At 40.0% G+C, this 16,197-nt stretch carries 14 protein-coding genes and 1 pseudogene; 12 read left to right on the top strand and 3 right to left on the bottom strand.

The genetic code is table 11. The annotated features are described in order from the left end of the window. The first annotated feature begins 128 nt into the window (after positions 1-128). The 10 genes and pseudogenes from ACHOLT_RS00690 to ACHOLT_RS00645 all read left to right on the top strand — a co-directional run bounded on the left by ACHOLT_RS00690 (position 129) and on the right by ACHOLT_RS00645 (position 10,105). Positions 129-590 (top strand): DUF441 domain-containing protein, encoded by a 462-nt coding sequence (locus tag ACHOLT_RS00690; protein WP_425805048.1) that lies wholly within the window; start codon positions 129-131, stop codon positions 588-590. A gap of 263 nt (positions 591-853) precedes the next feature. Then, complete coding sequence (locus ACHOLT_RS00685; RefSeq protein WP_425805045.1) at positions 854-1,246, top strand: helix-turn-helix domain-containing protein; 393 nt, start codon at positions 854-856, stop codon at positions 1,244-1,246. A gap of 281 nt (positions 1,247-1,527) precedes the next feature. After that, on the top strand, positions 1,528-2,247 hold the full coding sequence (locus ACHOLT_RS00680; RefSeq protein WP_425805042.1) for a GGDEF domain-containing protein: 720 nt from the start codon (positions 1,528-1,530) through the stop codon (positions 2,245-2,247). 271 nt (positions 2,248-2,518) lie between these two features. Then, positions 2,519-3,589: a M24 family metallopeptidase gene (locus tag ACHOLT_RS00675; protein WP_425805039.1), complete on the top strand. Its 1,071-nt coding sequence runs from the start codon at positions 2,519-2,521 to the stop codon at positions 3,587-3,589. Between the two features lie 294 nt (positions 3,590-3,883). Further along, the gene (locus ACHOLT_RS00670) at positions 3,884-5,170 is read left to right on the top strand and encodes an O-acetylhomoserine aminocarboxypropyltransferase/cysteine synthase family protein (protein ID WP_425805036.1); all 1,287 of its coding nucleotides are present in this window, start codon (positions 3,884-3,886) and stop codon (positions 5,168-5,170) included. 13 nt (positions 5,171-5,183) lie between these two features. Continuing rightward, positions 5,184-6,110: a cysteine synthase A gene (gene cysK, locus ACHOLT_RS00665; RefSeq protein ID WP_425805033.1), complete on the top strand. Its 927-nt coding sequence runs from the start codon at positions 5,184-5,186 to the stop codon at positions 6,108-6,110. An 88-nt stretch (positions 6,111-6,198) separates the two neighbouring features. Then, positions 6,199-7,074, top strand: coding sequence for a pyridoxal 5'-phosphate synthase lyase subunit PdxS (gene pdxS / locus ACHOLT_RS00660; RefSeq protein ID WP_425805030.1), 876 nt, complete (start codon positions 6,199-6,201; stop codon positions 7,072-7,074). Positions 7,075-7,205: 131 nt separating this feature from the next. After that, positions 7,206-7,826, top strand: a complete 621-nt coding sequence (locus ACHOLT_RS00655) for a C39 family peptidase (protein ID WP_425805028.1) — start codon at positions 7,206-7,208, stop codon at positions 7,824-7,826. A 67-nt stretch (positions 7,827-7,893) separates the two neighbouring features. After that, positions 7,894-8,374 (top strand): annotated as a pseudogene (locus tag ACHOLT_RS00650) (PLP-dependent transferase); the annotation flags it as partial. A gap of 219 nt (positions 8,375-8,593) precedes the next feature. Further along, positions 8,594-10,105 (top strand): IMP dehydrogenase, encoded by a 1,512-nt coding sequence (locus tag ACHOLT_RS00645; protein WP_425805025.1) that lies wholly within the window; start codon positions 8,594-8,596, stop codon positions 10,103-10,105. Between the two features lie 60 nt (positions 10,106-10,165). On the opposite strand, the gene ACHOLT_RS00640 is transcribed toward ACHOLT_RS00645, so the two are convergent. Next, positions 10,166-10,672, bottom strand: coding sequence for a DoxX family protein (locus tag ACHOLT_RS00640; protein ID WP_425805022.1), 507 nt, complete (start codon positions 10,670-10,672; stop codon positions 10,166-10,168). Between the two features lie 108 nt (positions 10,673-10,780). After that, positions 10,781-11,272: a DUF1003 domain-containing protein gene (locus tag ACHOLT_RS00635; protein ID WP_425805020.1), complete on the bottom strand. Its 492-nt coding sequence runs from the start codon at positions 11,270-11,272 to the stop codon at positions 10,781-10,783. A 404-nt stretch (positions 11,273-11,676) separates the two neighbouring features. Here ACHOLT_RS00635 and ACHOLT_RS00630 point away from each other — a divergent pair, with 404 nt between their 5' ends. Further along, positions 11,677-13,062, top strand: a complete 1,386-nt coding sequence (locus tag ACHOLT_RS00630) for an MFS transporter (protein ID WP_425805017.1) — start codon at positions 11,677-11,679, stop codon at positions 13,060-13,062. An 87-nt stretch (positions 13,063-13,149) separates the two neighbouring features. On the opposite strand, the gene ACHOLT_RS00625 is transcribed toward ACHOLT_RS00630, so the two are convergent. Next, positions 13,150-14,079, bottom strand: coding sequence for a LysR family transcriptional regulator (locus ACHOLT_RS00625; protein WP_425805015.1), 930 nt, complete (start codon positions 14,077-14,079; stop codon positions 13,150-13,152). Between the two features lie 222 nt (positions 14,080-14,301). On the opposite strand from ACHOLT_RS00625, the gene ACHOLT_RS00620 reads away from it, so the two are divergent. Beyond that, positions 14,302-16,188 carry an aryl-sulfate sulfotransferase gene (locus ACHOLT_RS00620; protein WP_425805012.1) on the top strand — a complete coding sequence of 629 codons (1,887 nt, stop codon included), beginning with the start codon at positions 14,302-14,304 and terminating at the stop codon, positions 16,186-16,188. Positions 16,189-16,197: the final 9 nt, after the last annotated feature.

Raw genomic sequence — 16,197 nt, 5'->3', positions numbered from 1 at the left:
ATAGAAATGCACTCAGGGTATTATAAATATCCAATTGTTGGAATATAGTACAAATAACTATTAAGTTTTTGTATCTCATGAGTGGAATTTCATTCACGGATTCGGTTAAAAATGGGGGGGAACTATTAGTGGAATCAACTTTAATTTTAGTTTTAATTCTCGGCGCAGCCGTTTGGGGAAAGGCCGATTCAGTTGCTTTAGCGACTTGTATTCTCTTAATACTTAAACTTTTGCATGTTGACCAATATGTCTTCCCAGTTATTCAAAGGAGCGGGTTGTTTTGGGGTGTCGTAATATTGATTGCGGCAATTTTAATTCCTATTGCAAATGGAGGAGTAAAATACACGAATGTCTTAAATGCTTTTACTTCTTGGATTGGTATAATAGCCCTCTTACTTTCGCTTTTTACTACTTATCTAAGTGGGTTAGGTATGCAGTATTTAACTGTTCAGGGACATTCCGAGGTTATGCCGGCATTGATATTAGGAGCTGTAATTGCTGCGGCATTTCTTGGAGGGGTTCCAGTTGGTCCGATGATCACATCCGGAATGTTAGCACTGGGGATAAAAGTATTTGAGAGATTTCATTAAGCTTATGAAAGGCAGATTATAAAAAAGGCATGCAAACTTGTTGGTGAATTTGCATGCTTTTTTGTTGTTTCGCTTTTAGCATGACTTAACGTTAAAGATGAGTGTTCAACATATTGTTGCTCCCGTGGAACATTTTGTGCATTACAGTAACGAGCAACTGTGTTTCGATTCACGATGTTAGGCTTTATATTTAACAGCTATCGTTGGCATGTTTTTTGCAAGTAAAATAATATAAAAATGTTATTTAAACGGAGGATATAAACATGTCTTTAGCTAAAGAAAATCAGGACTATCAAAAGACACTTTTGGAAATCGGTCGATATTTAAATAATCATCGAGTTAAAATGAACTTATCACTTCAACAAATGAGTGTAAGAGCAGGGACTAACCCTTCATACTTGCGCGAGGTTGAACGGGGAGCAAGAAAACCGGATGATTATTTTATTCGAAATTTATCAGAGCAATTTGGTCTCGATGAAAACTATATTTTTAGCCTTTTAGGTAAATCCCCTCTTATAGCGCGAGAAGAACTTGATCAACATGTCATTTTACAAGAAACGTTAAAGGAAATTGGAATGTCTTCATTTTCTGAACAAAAAAAGCAAGAGCTTTATAAAATGTTTTATTCTCTTACCAAGAAGGCTCTTGCAAATTGACTTATTAAATCGGTTGAAGGATAAAGGGTACGCTGATTTTCACTTAACCCTTCCAATTAAATAGCTGATTAAAGTATAAAAATACGCCCTAGACCTAAACACTTTCTTCAAGTGTTTTAGTTCTAGGGCGTATTTTTTTTGAATCTAGATATTATTACAACTTTATAATAATAACTAATTTTAATTAAGAAAAAAGTCAGAATAATTGGGACAAAAGTCCTGATAAATAGTATATAATTATCTGCAGAAAAAGTAACAAGGTAAAAGGTGGTGAATAACTTATGGTTCAATTGATTCATAAACGGTTTAAAAGTCCTATTTTTATTGAAAATCAAATAAGGTTTATCCCTATACTTTTACCTATTGTTAGTTTTGTTTTATGTGTTGTCGTTTTCTTTCTGGATGAAATTAAGCAAATATCCAATGAGCTATTGTTTTGGCTGCCCTTTATACTTATTCAAATCATAATCGCTATGACGTGCGGCCTTTTAATTAAAGAATATTATTATGGAGCCCATAAGGACGTGCTAACGGGATTATACAATAGGCGTTATCTCAATGGTAAGCTGCTTGAAGAATTATCACATGTTGGGCAAACGCATTCGGAATTGTCCCTCATCCTTATCGATATTGACAATTTTAAAAAAGTAAATGATACTCATGGACATTTAATGGGAGATATAGTGTTAAAAAAAATCGGGGAAATTTTAAGGTCGGATTCACGGCATATTGACATTGCTGCTCGTTGGGGTGGCGAGGAGTTCGCAGTAATTTTACCGGAAACTGCCTTAAATTATAGTTATAAATTTGCAGAAAGAATACGAAAAGAAGTTGAAGATTGCGATTTTGGATTTAAAGTTACAATAAGTTTAGGTGTTGTCTCTACATACAATGAGGTCTCTTTAGACGAATTATTAACACAAGTCGATCAAGCCCTTTACTTAGCAAAGGAAAAGAAAAATATAGTTGTTGCTTATCCGAAACTGGGATATCCTGTGTAGTGTAAAAACGGCCGATTAAGGTGAAAACCTTTATCGGCCGTTTTCCATTAACGTTTAGAAGTTGTTCCAGCAGGCTTGTAACCTACAGGATCAAGCTCTACATTCTCTGCAGTACCGTTATTTACATTAACAATTTTGTCCCAACCAAGATTACCCCCACGCTCTAAGCAATGAATGGTGGATTATTCTATTTTTATGATAGAAGAAAAGCTATAATAAGGAACAGGGCAGTGAGTGAAGAATTTACTAACCACAGAAGGAGATCGAAGCAATGAATATACAAAGAATCAATCGCGTTAAAGAAAATATGAAAGAAGCCGGACTTACACAGATCATAGTGTCTTCAACCGCCTCACTTTATTACTTGACGGGTTATTGGATCGAGCCTCATGAACGTATGATTGCACTCTATCTTGATGTTTCAGGGAGAGTTATTCTATTTGGCAACGAAATTTTCGGGCTTAAAAGTATGCCTGATTTGCCCCTGATTTGTCATAAGGATGGCGATAATCCTGTCAAGGATCTTGCAAAGGCTGTTGACTCGGGAAAACTGGGAATTGATAAGTTCTGGTCCAGCACGTTTTTGATCGAGCTGATGAAGCTAAGAAATGATATAGTCCCGGTTCACGGTTCTGTACCTGTGGATCTGGCCAGGAAGATAAAAGATAAAACAGAAATTACGCTAATGCGGAAAAATTCCCGTATCAACGATCAGGTTGTCGGGACGGTCATTGCTATGCTTAAAGAGGGGGTGGCAGAGAACGATCTTGCTTCTCAGGTAAATAAGCATTTTACTCAAAAGGGTGCGGATTGTGAGGGCACACAGATTGTTTGCTTTGGTGCAAATTGTGCGGATCCTCATCACAGCGGTGACAGTACGACTCTAAAAGCAGGTGATAGTGTAATTTTCGATATCTTTACTCCTATAAAACACTATTGGTGCGATATGACGAGAACAGTTTTCTATAAAACAGTCACTCAACAGCAGCGTCAGGTCTATTACCTTGTAAAACTTGCGAATGAAACCGCTATTTCAAAAATAAAGCCGGGGGTACTGCTTTCAAAAATCGATAAAACGGCAAGGGATATTATTTCGCAGGGCGGGTATGGTGAGTACTTTACGCATCGTCTCGGCCATGGAATCGGTCTCGACTGTCATGAACCCCCTGATGTAAGTCTTGCCTCAGATATCCCGCTTGAGGTTGGGATGATTTTTTCGGTTGAACCAGGAATTTACCTACCAGGGCAGTTTGGGGTAAGAATTGAAGATCTTGTAATCGTTACTGAGAATGGCTGCGAGGTCCTCAATCAGTATCCGAAGGAATTACAAGTAATTGATTAAATTTTGAAACAAAAAATTTGGGCCATGTAGATACTTGGACTACATGGCCCTATCATTTTCAAACATATATTATTGACAGTGTGGCGGCCAATTGCGGCGTTGAGGATAAATAATGAGTATCTACGTAAATGAGGAGTATTATAAATGTTATAAAACGTATTGACATTATGGGTCATAGCAAATAAAATAACCTTAAAGCATATAAATCCCATATAAATAGTAGGCTAATAAATTGGGTAATATTTAACTCTGTTTTAATTTTAAGATGATTCAATTACAGAAAGGAAGTTTGCCATGAGCAAAAACTACAAATTTGAAACCCTTCAACTCCATGTCGGTCAGGAACAACCCGACCCAACAACTGATGCCAGAGCTGTTCCCATCTATGCGACGACCTCTTATGTATTTAAGGATTCCGCTCAGGCGGCAGGCCGCTTTGGACTTACCGAGGGAGGCAATATCTATACCCGGTTGATGAACCCCACCTCTGATGTCTTTGAAAAGCGCATCGCGGCACTGGAAGGTGGTGCAGCGGCACTGGCGACAGCTTCCGGCGCGGCAGCCGTCACCTATGCGATTCAAAATATCGCCAAGTCGGGAGATCATATCGTTTCCTCGAATGCTATCTATGGCGGGACGTACAATCTTTTTGCGAATACGCTTGCGGAAAGCGGTATTGAAACAACCTTCGTAGACGGCAGCAACATCGAAAATTTTGCCAAAGCAATCAAGTCAAACACCAAAGCCTTATATATAGAAAGTCTCGGAAACCCCAATAGCGATGTCATTGACATTGATGCGGTTGCCGATCTTGCCCATCAAAATGGTATTCCCCTCATTGTGGACAGCACATTTGCTACTCCTTACCTTCTCCGCCCGATTGAGCATGGAGCGGATGTCGTTGTTCATTCAGCGACAAAGTTTATTGGCGGTCATGGAACGGTTATGGGCGGCGTGATTGTTGACAGTGGTAAATTCGATTGGGCCCAAAACGACAAATTCCCGGGTCTGTCTCAACCCAATCCGAGCTACCACGGGGTTGTTTTCACCCAAGCTTGCGGCAATCTGGCTTATATCTTGAAGATCCGCACAACACTGTTGAGAGATACAGGTGCTACGATCAGTCCCTTTAACTCCTTTTTATTGTTACAGGGACTGGAGACTTTGTCTCTCCGCGTAGAACGCCATGTCGAGAATACGCTTAAAGTTGTAGATTACCTTTCAAAGCATCCGCAGGTTGAAAAGGTTAATCATCCAGCATTGGCGGACCATCGTGACCATGAAATTTATAATCGATACTTCCCAAAGGGTGCAGGCTCAATTTTCACGTTTGAAATTAAAGGCGATTCTGAGGACGCGAAGAAGTTCTGCGAAAGTTTGGAACTTTTCTCCCTCCTTGCCAATGTAGCAGATGTGAAATCTTTAGTTATTCATCCCGCTTCAACTACTCATTCACAGTTGAGTGAAGAAGAATTGCTCTCCTGCGGCATTAAGCCGACTACGGTTAGACTTTCAATCGGCATTGAGCATATTGAAGATATCATTGCTGATTTAGAACATGGATTTGAATCGATTAAATAAGGAGGAAATAGCTATGACAATTTATAAATCAATAACAGATCTGGTAGGAAAAACACCCTTATTGGAGTTAACTCATCTGGAAAAAGCAAATAATCTTGAAGCCACACTATTGGCTAAGCTCGAATACTTTAATCCCGCAGGAAGTGTAAAAGACAGAATCGCCAAAGCCATGGTTGATGATGCCGAAGCCAAAGGGCTGCTCAAGCCAAACTCAGTGATTATCGAACCAACCTCCGGAAATACAGGTATCGGACTTGCCTCCGTGGCCGCTGCAAGGGGTTATAAAATTATACTCACCATGCCGGAAACGATGAGCGTGGAGCGTCGTAATCTGCTGAAAGCCTATGGCGCGGAATTAGTGCTCACCGAAGGGGCAAAGGGTATGAAGGGAGCAATAGCTAAGGCGGAGGAACTTGCAGCTTCAACACCTAACAGCTATATCCCAAGCCAGTTTACGAATGCGGCAAATCCTGCAATTCACAGAGCAACAACCGGTCCTGAAATTTGGGAGGATACCAATGGAACCGTAGATATTTTTGTAGCCGGCGTAGGTACCGGCGGTACTGTAACCGGAGTTGGCGAGTATCTGAAATCAAAAAATCCCAATGTCAAAATAGTTGCGGTTGAGCCTGCGGCTTCACCTGTACTTTCCAAAGGCGTATCAGGCCCTCATAAGATACAAGGTATCGGACCTGGATTTGTTCCCGATACACTGAATACCGGTGTTTACGATGAAGTTATTACCGTGGAAAATGAGGATGCGTTTGCCATAGGCAGAGCAATTGCGATACATGAAGGAGTGCTTGTAGGTATTTCCTCAGGTGCAGCGCTATGGGCAGCAACTGAGCTTGCAAAACGTCCTGAAAATAAGGGCAAAACGATTGTCGCATTGCTTCCTGATACAGGTGAAAGATATCTTTCAACGCCAATGTTTGCGTAATCAAAAAGTCAAATTTGCAGGGATGGCAGACAGGAATATTCTGTCTGCTATCTTTTTATTTAAGAATGAAGCAATAAAGGGGATTTTTATGGAGAACAAAAGATATGAACTAAACAAAAATTTAGCGCAAATGTTAAAGGGCGGCGTCATCATGGATGTAACCACGCCTGAGCAAGCAAAAATCGCTGAAGCGGCAGGAGCTTGTGCAGTGATGGCGCTTGAAAGAATTCCGGCAGATATTCGTGCTGCAGGCGGTGTTTCTCGTATGAGTGACCCCAAAATGATTAGGGGTATTCAGAATGCTGTTACCATACCTGTGATGGCGAAATGCCGTATTGGTCATTTCACGGAGGCACAGATTTTACAGGCCATCGAAATTGACTATATTGATGAGAGTGAAGTCCTTTCACCTGCGGATGACAAATATCATATCGATAAAACGAAATTTGATGTACCCTTTGTCTGCGGTGCTAAGGATTTAGGGGAAGCGCTTCGCAGAATCAAGGAGGGAGCCTCGATGATTCGCACTAAGGGAGAGCCAGGAACAGGTGATGTGGTACAGGCTGTTCGCCATATGCGTATGATTCAGAGTGAAATCAGACGTATAACATCTATGCGAGAGGATGAACTTTTTGACATAGCAAAGCAGCTTCAGGTTCCCTATGAGATGGTTGTATATGTTCAGAAAAACGGCAAACTTCCAGTGGTGAATTTTGCAGCAGGCGGCGTTGCTACTCCTGCAGATGCGGCACTTATGATGCAGCTCGGCGCAGACGGCGTTTTTGTAGGAAGCGGTATCTTCAAGTCTGGCAATCCTAAAAAGCGAGCCGCGGCAATTGTAAGTGCGGTTACAAATTTTATGGATGCAAAGGTACTCGCAGAGATTTCTGAGGATTTGGGCGATGCTATGGTTGGTATTAACGAACAGGAAATAGAGTTGTTGATGGCGGAGAGAGGTAAATAAAGGTTTTGCGATAACTGGATAATGGATTATGTTTCCTTAGATATATGTTTCTGAGGAAACTTTTTTACAATTTAGAGAAACAAAAAACTGTAGAACGATACAACTATACTCTGTTATGGAGGATTAAGCAGATGAAGAATCCATTAAGTTATCAAACAACAGAATATGATTGTGGACCAACTTCCATGATGAATGCAATAAGCTTTCTATTTGAGAGGGAAGAAATTCCGCCGGATGTCATTAAATATATCATGCTATATTGTCTTGACGTCTATAATGATCAAGGGGAAGTGGGGAAAAGAGGAACTTCCTGTATGGCTATGATGTTTATAAGTAATTGGCTGAATCAATTTGGTAAAGTAAAAAATTTTAGGATTGAAACCGATTATCTGACAAAAGAAGAAGTTTTTATGGGGCAGACCAGTAAGATTGTTGCGGGAATTCAGCAGGGAGGAGTCGCAGTAGTACGACTTTATTTCGAAGAAGAACATTATGTTCTTTTAACAGGGATTGACAATGAAGAGGTATATTTATTTGATCCTTACTATCGCACTCAACCTTTTAAAGAAGAAGGAATTGAGCTAATTAAAGATGCTCCAATGAAAATGAATCGAAAGGTTCCCTTTAGTTATTTCAATAAAGAAAGTAAGGAAATCTATGCGCTGGGACCCCAAAATACGCGTGAAGCAGTTGTACTCATTAATAAAACGACGCAAAGAACTCAAGAGAATACAATTGAATATTTCATATGATGTAAAAAAATTAATATAGATATTTAAAGTCAGGAAGTATGCATAATGAGTGATAGGAAATATGGGAATGAATGAAAAACTATGTATCCTTGAGGGTGGGGAGGATTGTGCAGCTCTTGCCTCTGGAGTTGCAGCGCTGTCTGGTATTTTTTTTGCTTTATTGAAAATCAGTGATATAGAAGAAATCGCAAAAATTGCCCATAATAACGGGGCACTGCTTTCGGTTGACAATACTTTTGCATCACCATACAAAATAAAGTCCGAATCGATGATCAATAATGGGGGTGTACTTAGTCCTTTTAATGCCTGGACTTAAAGCAGATCACGATACGCATAACCGTTTTGTCAGTCATCTGAAAGTTATAACATCTGCTGTATCGTTAGGACATGATGAAAGCCTGATTGTATTTTTGGGGGAAGATGATGAACGTCAGTATCTTTACCCTGAGGAATTTCACGGAGGCTTTTTTCGTTTAAGTGTTGGTATAGAAGATGCTGAAGACATTATTCAAGATATCCGACAGGCGCTGGGCAAAGTTGGTTTATGATAAGGAGAAATAATAGGGATATCATGGCTGATTTAAAATTATAGAAGTGACGTGTGTTGATCCAACACACGTTATTTTTTAGAGAAAGTGATGAGCTGCAAGAGATTTTGATTTAATTTGAAATATGTCATTGATTCTACGAATTACGATGATATAATACATATAATGTAAATAGTTGTAGAAATTTATCATTTGCTAAGGAAAAGGAGATTTGTAGTAATGGCATTCTATTATAACGAACCATCGCATACTTTCAATGAGTATTTACTGGTACCAGGTTACTCCTCATCAGAATGTATGGCGGCAAACGTTTGCTTAAAAACACCTATCGTTAAATTTAAAAGGGGTGAGGAACCCTCTCTTACGATGAACATTCCGCTTGTTTCCGCAATAATGCAATCGGTTTCCGATGACAAACTGGCAATCGCATTAGCCAGAGAAGGCGGAATTTCTTTTATATATGGTTCACAGTCTGTAGAAAGCGAAGCCGAAATGGTTCAAAAGGTTAAAAATTACAAGGCAGGCTTTGTCACAAGCGATTCGAATATCCGGCCCGATCAGACACTTGAAGATCTTTTGAAACTTAAAGAAAAAACTTCTCATTCTACGGTAGCTGTTACACATGACGGAACATCCCATGGCATGCTTTTAGGCATTGTTACAAGCCGGGACTATAGGGTAAGTCGTATGGATTCATTAACACCCATCAAGGAGTTTATGACCCCCTTTAAATCCCTAATCTACGGAACAGAAAATACGACGTTAAAAGAGGCCAATGATATCATCTGGGATCATAAGCTGAATAATCTTCCTATCATTGATAAAGACAAAAATCTCCTTTATTTTGTGTTCCGAAAAGACTATGATGCACATAAGAAAAATCCTAACGAGCTTCTTGATGTGTCAAAGCGTTACATTGTCGGAGCAGGTATTAACACCCGAGACTATGAAGAACGCGTTCCCGCACTGATTGATGCCGGAGCTGATATTCTTTGCATTGATTCATCTGAGGGATTTTCCGAATGGCAGTCTCGTACCATTGATTTTATCCGCGAAAAATACGGCGATGGCGTAAAAGTAGGCGCAGGAAATGTTGTAGATAAAGAGGGATTTTTATTCCTGGCCAAAGCGGGTGCTGACTTTATTAAAATCGGTATCGGAGGCGGCTCAATCTGTATTACACGTGAGCAGAAGGGCATAGGCCGTGGCCAGGCAACTGCAGTTCAGGAGGTCGCTTTGGCACGCGATGAATATTTTAAAGAAACCGGAATTTATATCCCGATTTGTTCTGACGGTGGTATTGTTTATGATTATCATATTACTTTGGCATTGGCTATGGGTGCTGATTTCGTTATGCTTGGCAGATATTTTGCTCGCTTTGACGAAAGTCCCACACAGAAAGTCAATGTTAATGGAAGCTATATGAAAGAATACTGGGGCGAAGGATCAGCACGTGCCCGGAACTGGCAGCGTTATGATATGGGTGGAGCTCAAAAGCTTTCTTTTGAAGAAGGCGTTGATTCTTACGTTCCTTACGCGGGCAGTCTTTCTGACAATGTTAGATTAACTTTAAGCAAGGTGAAATCTACAATGTGCAACTGTGGTTCGCTGACGGTTCCTGAACTCCAGCAGAAAGCGAAAATTACCCTTGTTTCCTCAACAAGTATTGTTGAGGGCGGTGCTCATGATGTAGTGCTTAAAGATAATATGGTACCTATGGGCAGTCATTGAGTGCCGAATTAAAGCTATAAAAAACCCCTCTTGAGCACTTCAACTCAAGAGGGTTTTTTTTTAACCATTATTCAATCGTGATTTTTTCCATCTTGGGAGAAATGCCCGATCTACTCCCCAATAATAAGCTGAGGCACCTGCCCATAATAAAAGAGCTTCTAAAAATAAGAGTACAGGATTAACGCTAACTGCTCCGGCTAATAGATAGCTCATATTCATTAAGATGGCTAAAAGCAAGGCAATTGTGGTAAGGAATCCCAAAATTAGAGCCGCACCAATTAGAAATTCGCCCCAAGCCACTAAAAATCCAAAAAGCTTGGCATTAGGCAGGGCAATATTCTTAATAAAAAGCGCATACCACCATTGTACATCAGGATGTTGTCCACTAGTCTTGGCAAGGGCTCCATTCAAAAAGCCGCTAACGGCGGTACCCGCCTTTGGACCTACCCAAGCGGCAGCTCCTGTACCAAACAACTTTTCAAAACCAGAGGTTAACCATTCCCAGCCAACATAAACTCTTATGATAGTCCATATCACCTGCATTAAGCGCGATTCTCTCCATGCCATACTTAAAATCCCTCCTTTAAAATAATATGGGAAAATACGTATTTTTTTATGCACGGAAGAGATGATAGGCGGAAACTTTGAACCCCTGGCTTTATAATTTCTCATTTCTTATTTGAGGTTTAAAAGCAGCTTTTTTAGTTCAGTTATATCGTTTTCCATTCGGTGTAAATGGCCCTGTATATCATTGATTTCAATCTCGGCTTTATAGTTTATGGCAAAGTCAATCAAAGACTCATGTTTATCACGAGCTTCTTGCCTATTTTGACTCATCATTATGATGGGTGCCTGAAAAGCAGCAATAAAAGAGAGAACTAGATTTAGAAGTATGAATGGTTTGGGATCAAAATGCAGAGTGCCCGAAACTGTATTCCACGTAATCCACGCCGTCAAAAATAGTCCAAATATCATTATAAAACGCCAACTTCCGCCGAAGGCAGCGATCTTGTCTGCTAAACGGTCTGCCCATTTAGTATTTCTAATGTATTCCTCATTTAAATGTTTGGTAATGCTGCTCTCATATTCATCAATAATCCGTTTAGTGTAGTCTTTTATATACGGATGATCATCAGCACCCTTATCGTTTCTTGTACGATTCTGCATGGAGAGCACTCCTTTCTATAAGTAGTTTTTAAAACACTAACTTCTTTATACCATCGATTCCTCTGATTTCCTAGAGACTTAAGCAAAGTTTGGCTGAGAATCATTTCTTATTCAAGAGAGCAAGGTTATGCATTTGTTCTATAAGTAAAAGTTATATTAAAAATAAGTACAACAAATACTTGGAGTGAAGTAAAATAGAAAGCTGTTGGAAAAGAAGATAAAGAGTCGTTATTATTGTACTAGAAAGCACATTCACCATTATAACTCGCACGTTAATTCTCAAATGTTGCCCGGGAGACATTTGAAATCAAACGGTGAAAGGCTATTCAAAGCAAAGGGTATGTAGAGAAAAGTGTTGGATTTTTGGAAAGAGTGTATCCAATTATTGGAGAGGACGTGGATAAATGAGTGCTGAAATTAACGTACCGGGTAAAGAAGTCACCCCTTCCATGGATAATAGCACCTCTAAGAAAAGATTGAACAATTATTTTGATGGCCTGCCAGTTTCAAAAACTCAAGTGTTCTTATATGTAATTATTGTTATGGCTTACTTCTTTGAACAACTTGATAACAATAACTTTTCCTTTATTTCTCCGGCGTTAATGGCGTCTTGGGGCTTGCAGAAACCCCAAATTGCTCAGATTACTTCCTTATACTTCTTGGGAATGACCTTAGGCGGATTAACCGGCGGAGTTATTTCTGACATAATCGGAAGGCGTAAAACCTTCTTGGCTGCAATACTTATCTTTTCATCTATGTCAGTTCTTAATGGATTAACAAACAGTTTTACAGTATTTATGATTTCAAGAGCACTTACCGGCTTTGGAATTTTCTGCATGATGGTTGTATCTATTGCTTATATTGCTGAGATGACCCCTGGAGAAAGCCGTGGTAAATGGCAAAGTCTTACGGCTGCGGGCGGTTTCTGTGCAATGCCTGTAATTGGCTTCATTTCCAGAGCGATTATTCCTATGTCTCCAGAAGCTTGGCGGATTATCTTCTATATCGGTGGTATTGGTTTTATCGGATTCTTCCTCGGACTCAAATATTTAAAAGAATCTCCGCGTTGGCTTGTTTCCAAGGGAAGAGTAGCAGAAGCTGAGAAAGTCGTTGAAGATCTTACCGGTGTTGCAGTTGACTTAAGTGAAGTGGCAAAACAGGTTCCTAAAAAGGCGAGTACCGTTGAGCAGTTAGTTGGGATGTTTACTGGAAAGTATTTAAAAAGAACTCTTGTATTGCTCTTATTGTTCATTCCTTGCGGAGTGGGTACTTTCGCAACCTCAGTATGGATGCCAACCCTTCTCGTTGGAAAAGGATTTACACTTGCACAGAGCCTGACTGTTGGAACTGCATTTATGCTCGGTGGGCCTGTCGGATTATTCCTTTCCTCTTTCTTTTCAGACAAAGGAGGCCGGAAGATTCCAATTGGTATAGGCTCGTTGATTCTTGCCGCTTTGACCATAGTATTTGCTACCTTAGGAAATGTGTATGTCACAGTCATGATTGTTGCCTTCCTTATCAATGCATGTATCATGGGAGTTGGCTTTATTAACATGGCTTATGTTGCTGAACATTATCCGACTAAGATGAGAAATACCTCCGTAGGCTTTATCAATGCGTCACAGCGTTTTGCAGTGTCTGGATCACAGCTGCTTATCCCGCTTATTATGGTAGGTGTAGGTTTTAAAGGTTTATTCTTAGGACTTGGAGGATTATACATTTTGGGTGCTGTTGTTGTCCTCTTCTTTGGAGAGCGTACAGGCGGAAAATCCTTAGAAGAAATTGATTAAGATCTATTAAGTAATGAGGCCCTTATTCAGAGTATTACACAATGAATAAGAGCCTCTTAATTTTTCTTGAAGTTATTAGCCATAATATTAAGCGTTCGTTTTTAATCGTTTTACATAACGAATAAGGTCGTGAATAAACTCGTTTTGAAATTCCGTGCGAGAGCTGTTCGTTGAATACGCCCATCCTAAAATAAAGGGAGGAGTATTTTCAATCGGGATAGTGATTACAGAGTCCTTTTTTTCAAAGAACTCAGCAAAGGTATTCGTGAATCCGACAGCTAAGCCGCTTGCAATCGTTTCTCGATAAAGCTTATTGTTCCCAGTTCTCAACATAATGTTGAATTTTCCAAAGGGCTCGAGTGAAGTTAAAATTTGTTTTGCATTTTGCCCAATATCAAGTATTGCTAGAGGGTATTGAGCTAGCTCAGAAAGAGTAATCGATTTCTGTTGAGCTAAGGGTGAACTTTTGGTGACACATGCGAATTGTTGGCATTTATAGAAGGGCTCAAAGTTTATCTGGGAATCAGAAAATTCCTTTAAGTTTAGCTTGTCGCTCATGATGCTGAAAAGTCCAATTGCTTCCTGATCTTCTTTAATTATCTTAAGGATTTCTGGAGGGATTTTTTCGTCAATCATCAGATTTATATTGGGGTGTTTCTGCGAAAATTTGCAAACTAAATCAGGTAACAAGGTACCTGCGAGGAAAGGAGTTGTAAGCAAGGTTATTTTATGGCTATGAGTTGCATCATCAAGATTTTCACTTGAGATTTTCGCAATTTTCATTATTTCATCGTACTTAACAAGGAGTTCCTTCGCTTTTTCGGCAATTTTCATACCCGTTTCAGACAGATAAATTTTGTTGCCGGTTCGGTTAAGTAAAGTAACTCCAAGCTGTTTTTCGAGCTGTCTGATGGCTTGGCTTAGGCCTTGTTGAGAAATGTATAACTGTTCGGCAGCATGACTGATGGAACCAGCCTCCGTAACAACGATAAGGTACTTTAGATGATCAATCCGCATAGGAGAACCTCCTAGTATGGGTTAATTAATTCTATACTTGTGCTCATTATAACATAAGGAAGCAATAACACAGGCATCCAATTATTGCAGGTAATTCGTCAGTACAAGAAATAGTTGTGGAGCAATGAAACTTATATATGTTTGTCATGTGAAATTAAAGCCTTTAAAATTGTAATTGAGAAGATTATCACAAAATTTAATATAAAGAAAGAGGAGAGAAAAATGGAAGAACAGATCAAATATGAAAAGATCGCACACATTCTTACTCAACAAAATGAAGCTGAAAAAGCCTTTATGGCAGAGCTTGAAGCGGGAAATTATACGATAGACAACCCACTTGTCAAGTTAAATCCTTATTTGATTGCTCCCCTTACGGCCATGATATTATTTGAAACTCCGGTTGATACAGAAGCGACCATTGTTGTCAGAGGAAAAGAACATGCTGGAGATATCAGACATACCTTTCCGGCAGGCAAAAAGCATATCTTGCCGATTTATGGCCTTTATGCGGATTACGAAAATACTGTGGATATCATTATGGCAAACGGACAGAAAAATACGGTTAAAATCCAAACGGAAGCTTTACACCCTGACGTTCCACTGGCAGCCTCAATCAAAACAACATCAGAATATATGGGAAACAATATAATGTTCCTGACTGCGGCCATGCGTGCTATGCCTGTCGGTTACGATTATGCCGGAGATGTTCGCTGGTATGCGAATAAGAACTTTGCATTTGACCTCAAGCGTATGCCAAACGGCCATATCCTTATTGGAACTGAACGTTTAGTCAAACTGCCTTATTTCACAACAGGTCTTTATGAAATGGCTTTCAGCGGTAAAATCTTGAAAGAGTTTGTCCTGCCCAGCGGTTACCATCATGATCAGTTTGTCATGGAAGACGGCAATATCCTTGTACAAACCTTTGATTTTTATTCAGGTACAGTTGAGGATGTGTGTGTGCTTATTAACTCAGAAACCGGAGAAATATTAAAATCCTGGGATTACAAAACCGTTCTGCCTCAGGATGCAGCCGGTTCGGGCAGCCAGGATGAGCATGACTGGTTCCATAACAATGCAGTTTGGTATGACAAAAAGACGAATAGCCTGACCTTCTCCGGCCGCCATCAGGATGCTGTGATCAATCTTGATTATGAGACTGGAAAGCTCAACTGGGTCCTCGGCGATCCGGAAGGCTGGCCGCAAGAAATGGTCGATAAATACTTCTTCACTCCTGTGGGTGACAATTTCGAATGGCAATATGAGCAGCATGCCTGCGTAGTATTACCGGACGGAGATATCATGCTCTTTGACAACGGGCATTTCCGCTCCAAAAATAAAGAGCACTATCTCCCCAACAAAGATAATTACTCCCGTGGAATTAGATACCGGATCGATACAAATAAAATGACCATCCAGCAAATCTGGCAATACGGGAAAGAGCGTGGTGCTGAGTTTTTCTCTCCCTATATCTGCAATGTTGAATATTACAATGAAGGACATTACATGGTTCATTCCGGGGGTATCGGTTATGAGAATGGTGAAACCTGTGAAGGAATGGCTGTCATGAAAGTCATGCGGCCTGAGTTCAAGGATAATGTCTATACATTTAACTCGATTACCTGTGAACTCAAGGATGATAAGCTGATGTACGAGCTGCAAGTGCCCGCCAATTGCTACCGTGCAGAGAAACTTCCTCTCTACTATGCGAACGAAACAGCGGAACTCGGTGAGGGAAAATATCTGGGAAAACTCATTGAGATGCAAAAGACAAAAATGAAGATCAAGGCACAAGAAACGGCTGAATTGCTCCCGAAACATTACGAAGCCTCAATTATTGAAGAAGAGGATCGCATCACCTTTAATGCTATCTTTGAATCCGGTGAGATGGCCCAACTCGTATTAGTTGATGAAGCCGGAGAAATGATTCGCTACCCCATTAATACCGTTGCTCAGAATTTCCAAGCGATGTGTGTTGGAACTTTCCAAAAGTCTGATCCCCGCAATGTCGATGTCTTTATCAATAAAACCGGCTTATCAGGCAAATATAAAGTAAAGGTAATTGCCGAAGAAAAACTTTATGAAACCGGTGTAGTCATTAAAGCATAATTTGTGGAG

This window comes from Desulfitobacterium nosdiversum, assembly GCF_049860565.1.
In the GTDB taxonomy this organism is placed as follows: domain Bacteria; phylum Bacillota; class Desulfitobacteriia; order Desulfitobacteriales; family Desulfitobacteriaceae; genus Desulfitobacterium_A; species Desulfitobacterium_A nosdiversum.
The sequence above is the reverse complement of the archived record's forward strand: the minus strand, read 5'-3'. Positions and strand labels throughout refer to the sequence as shown.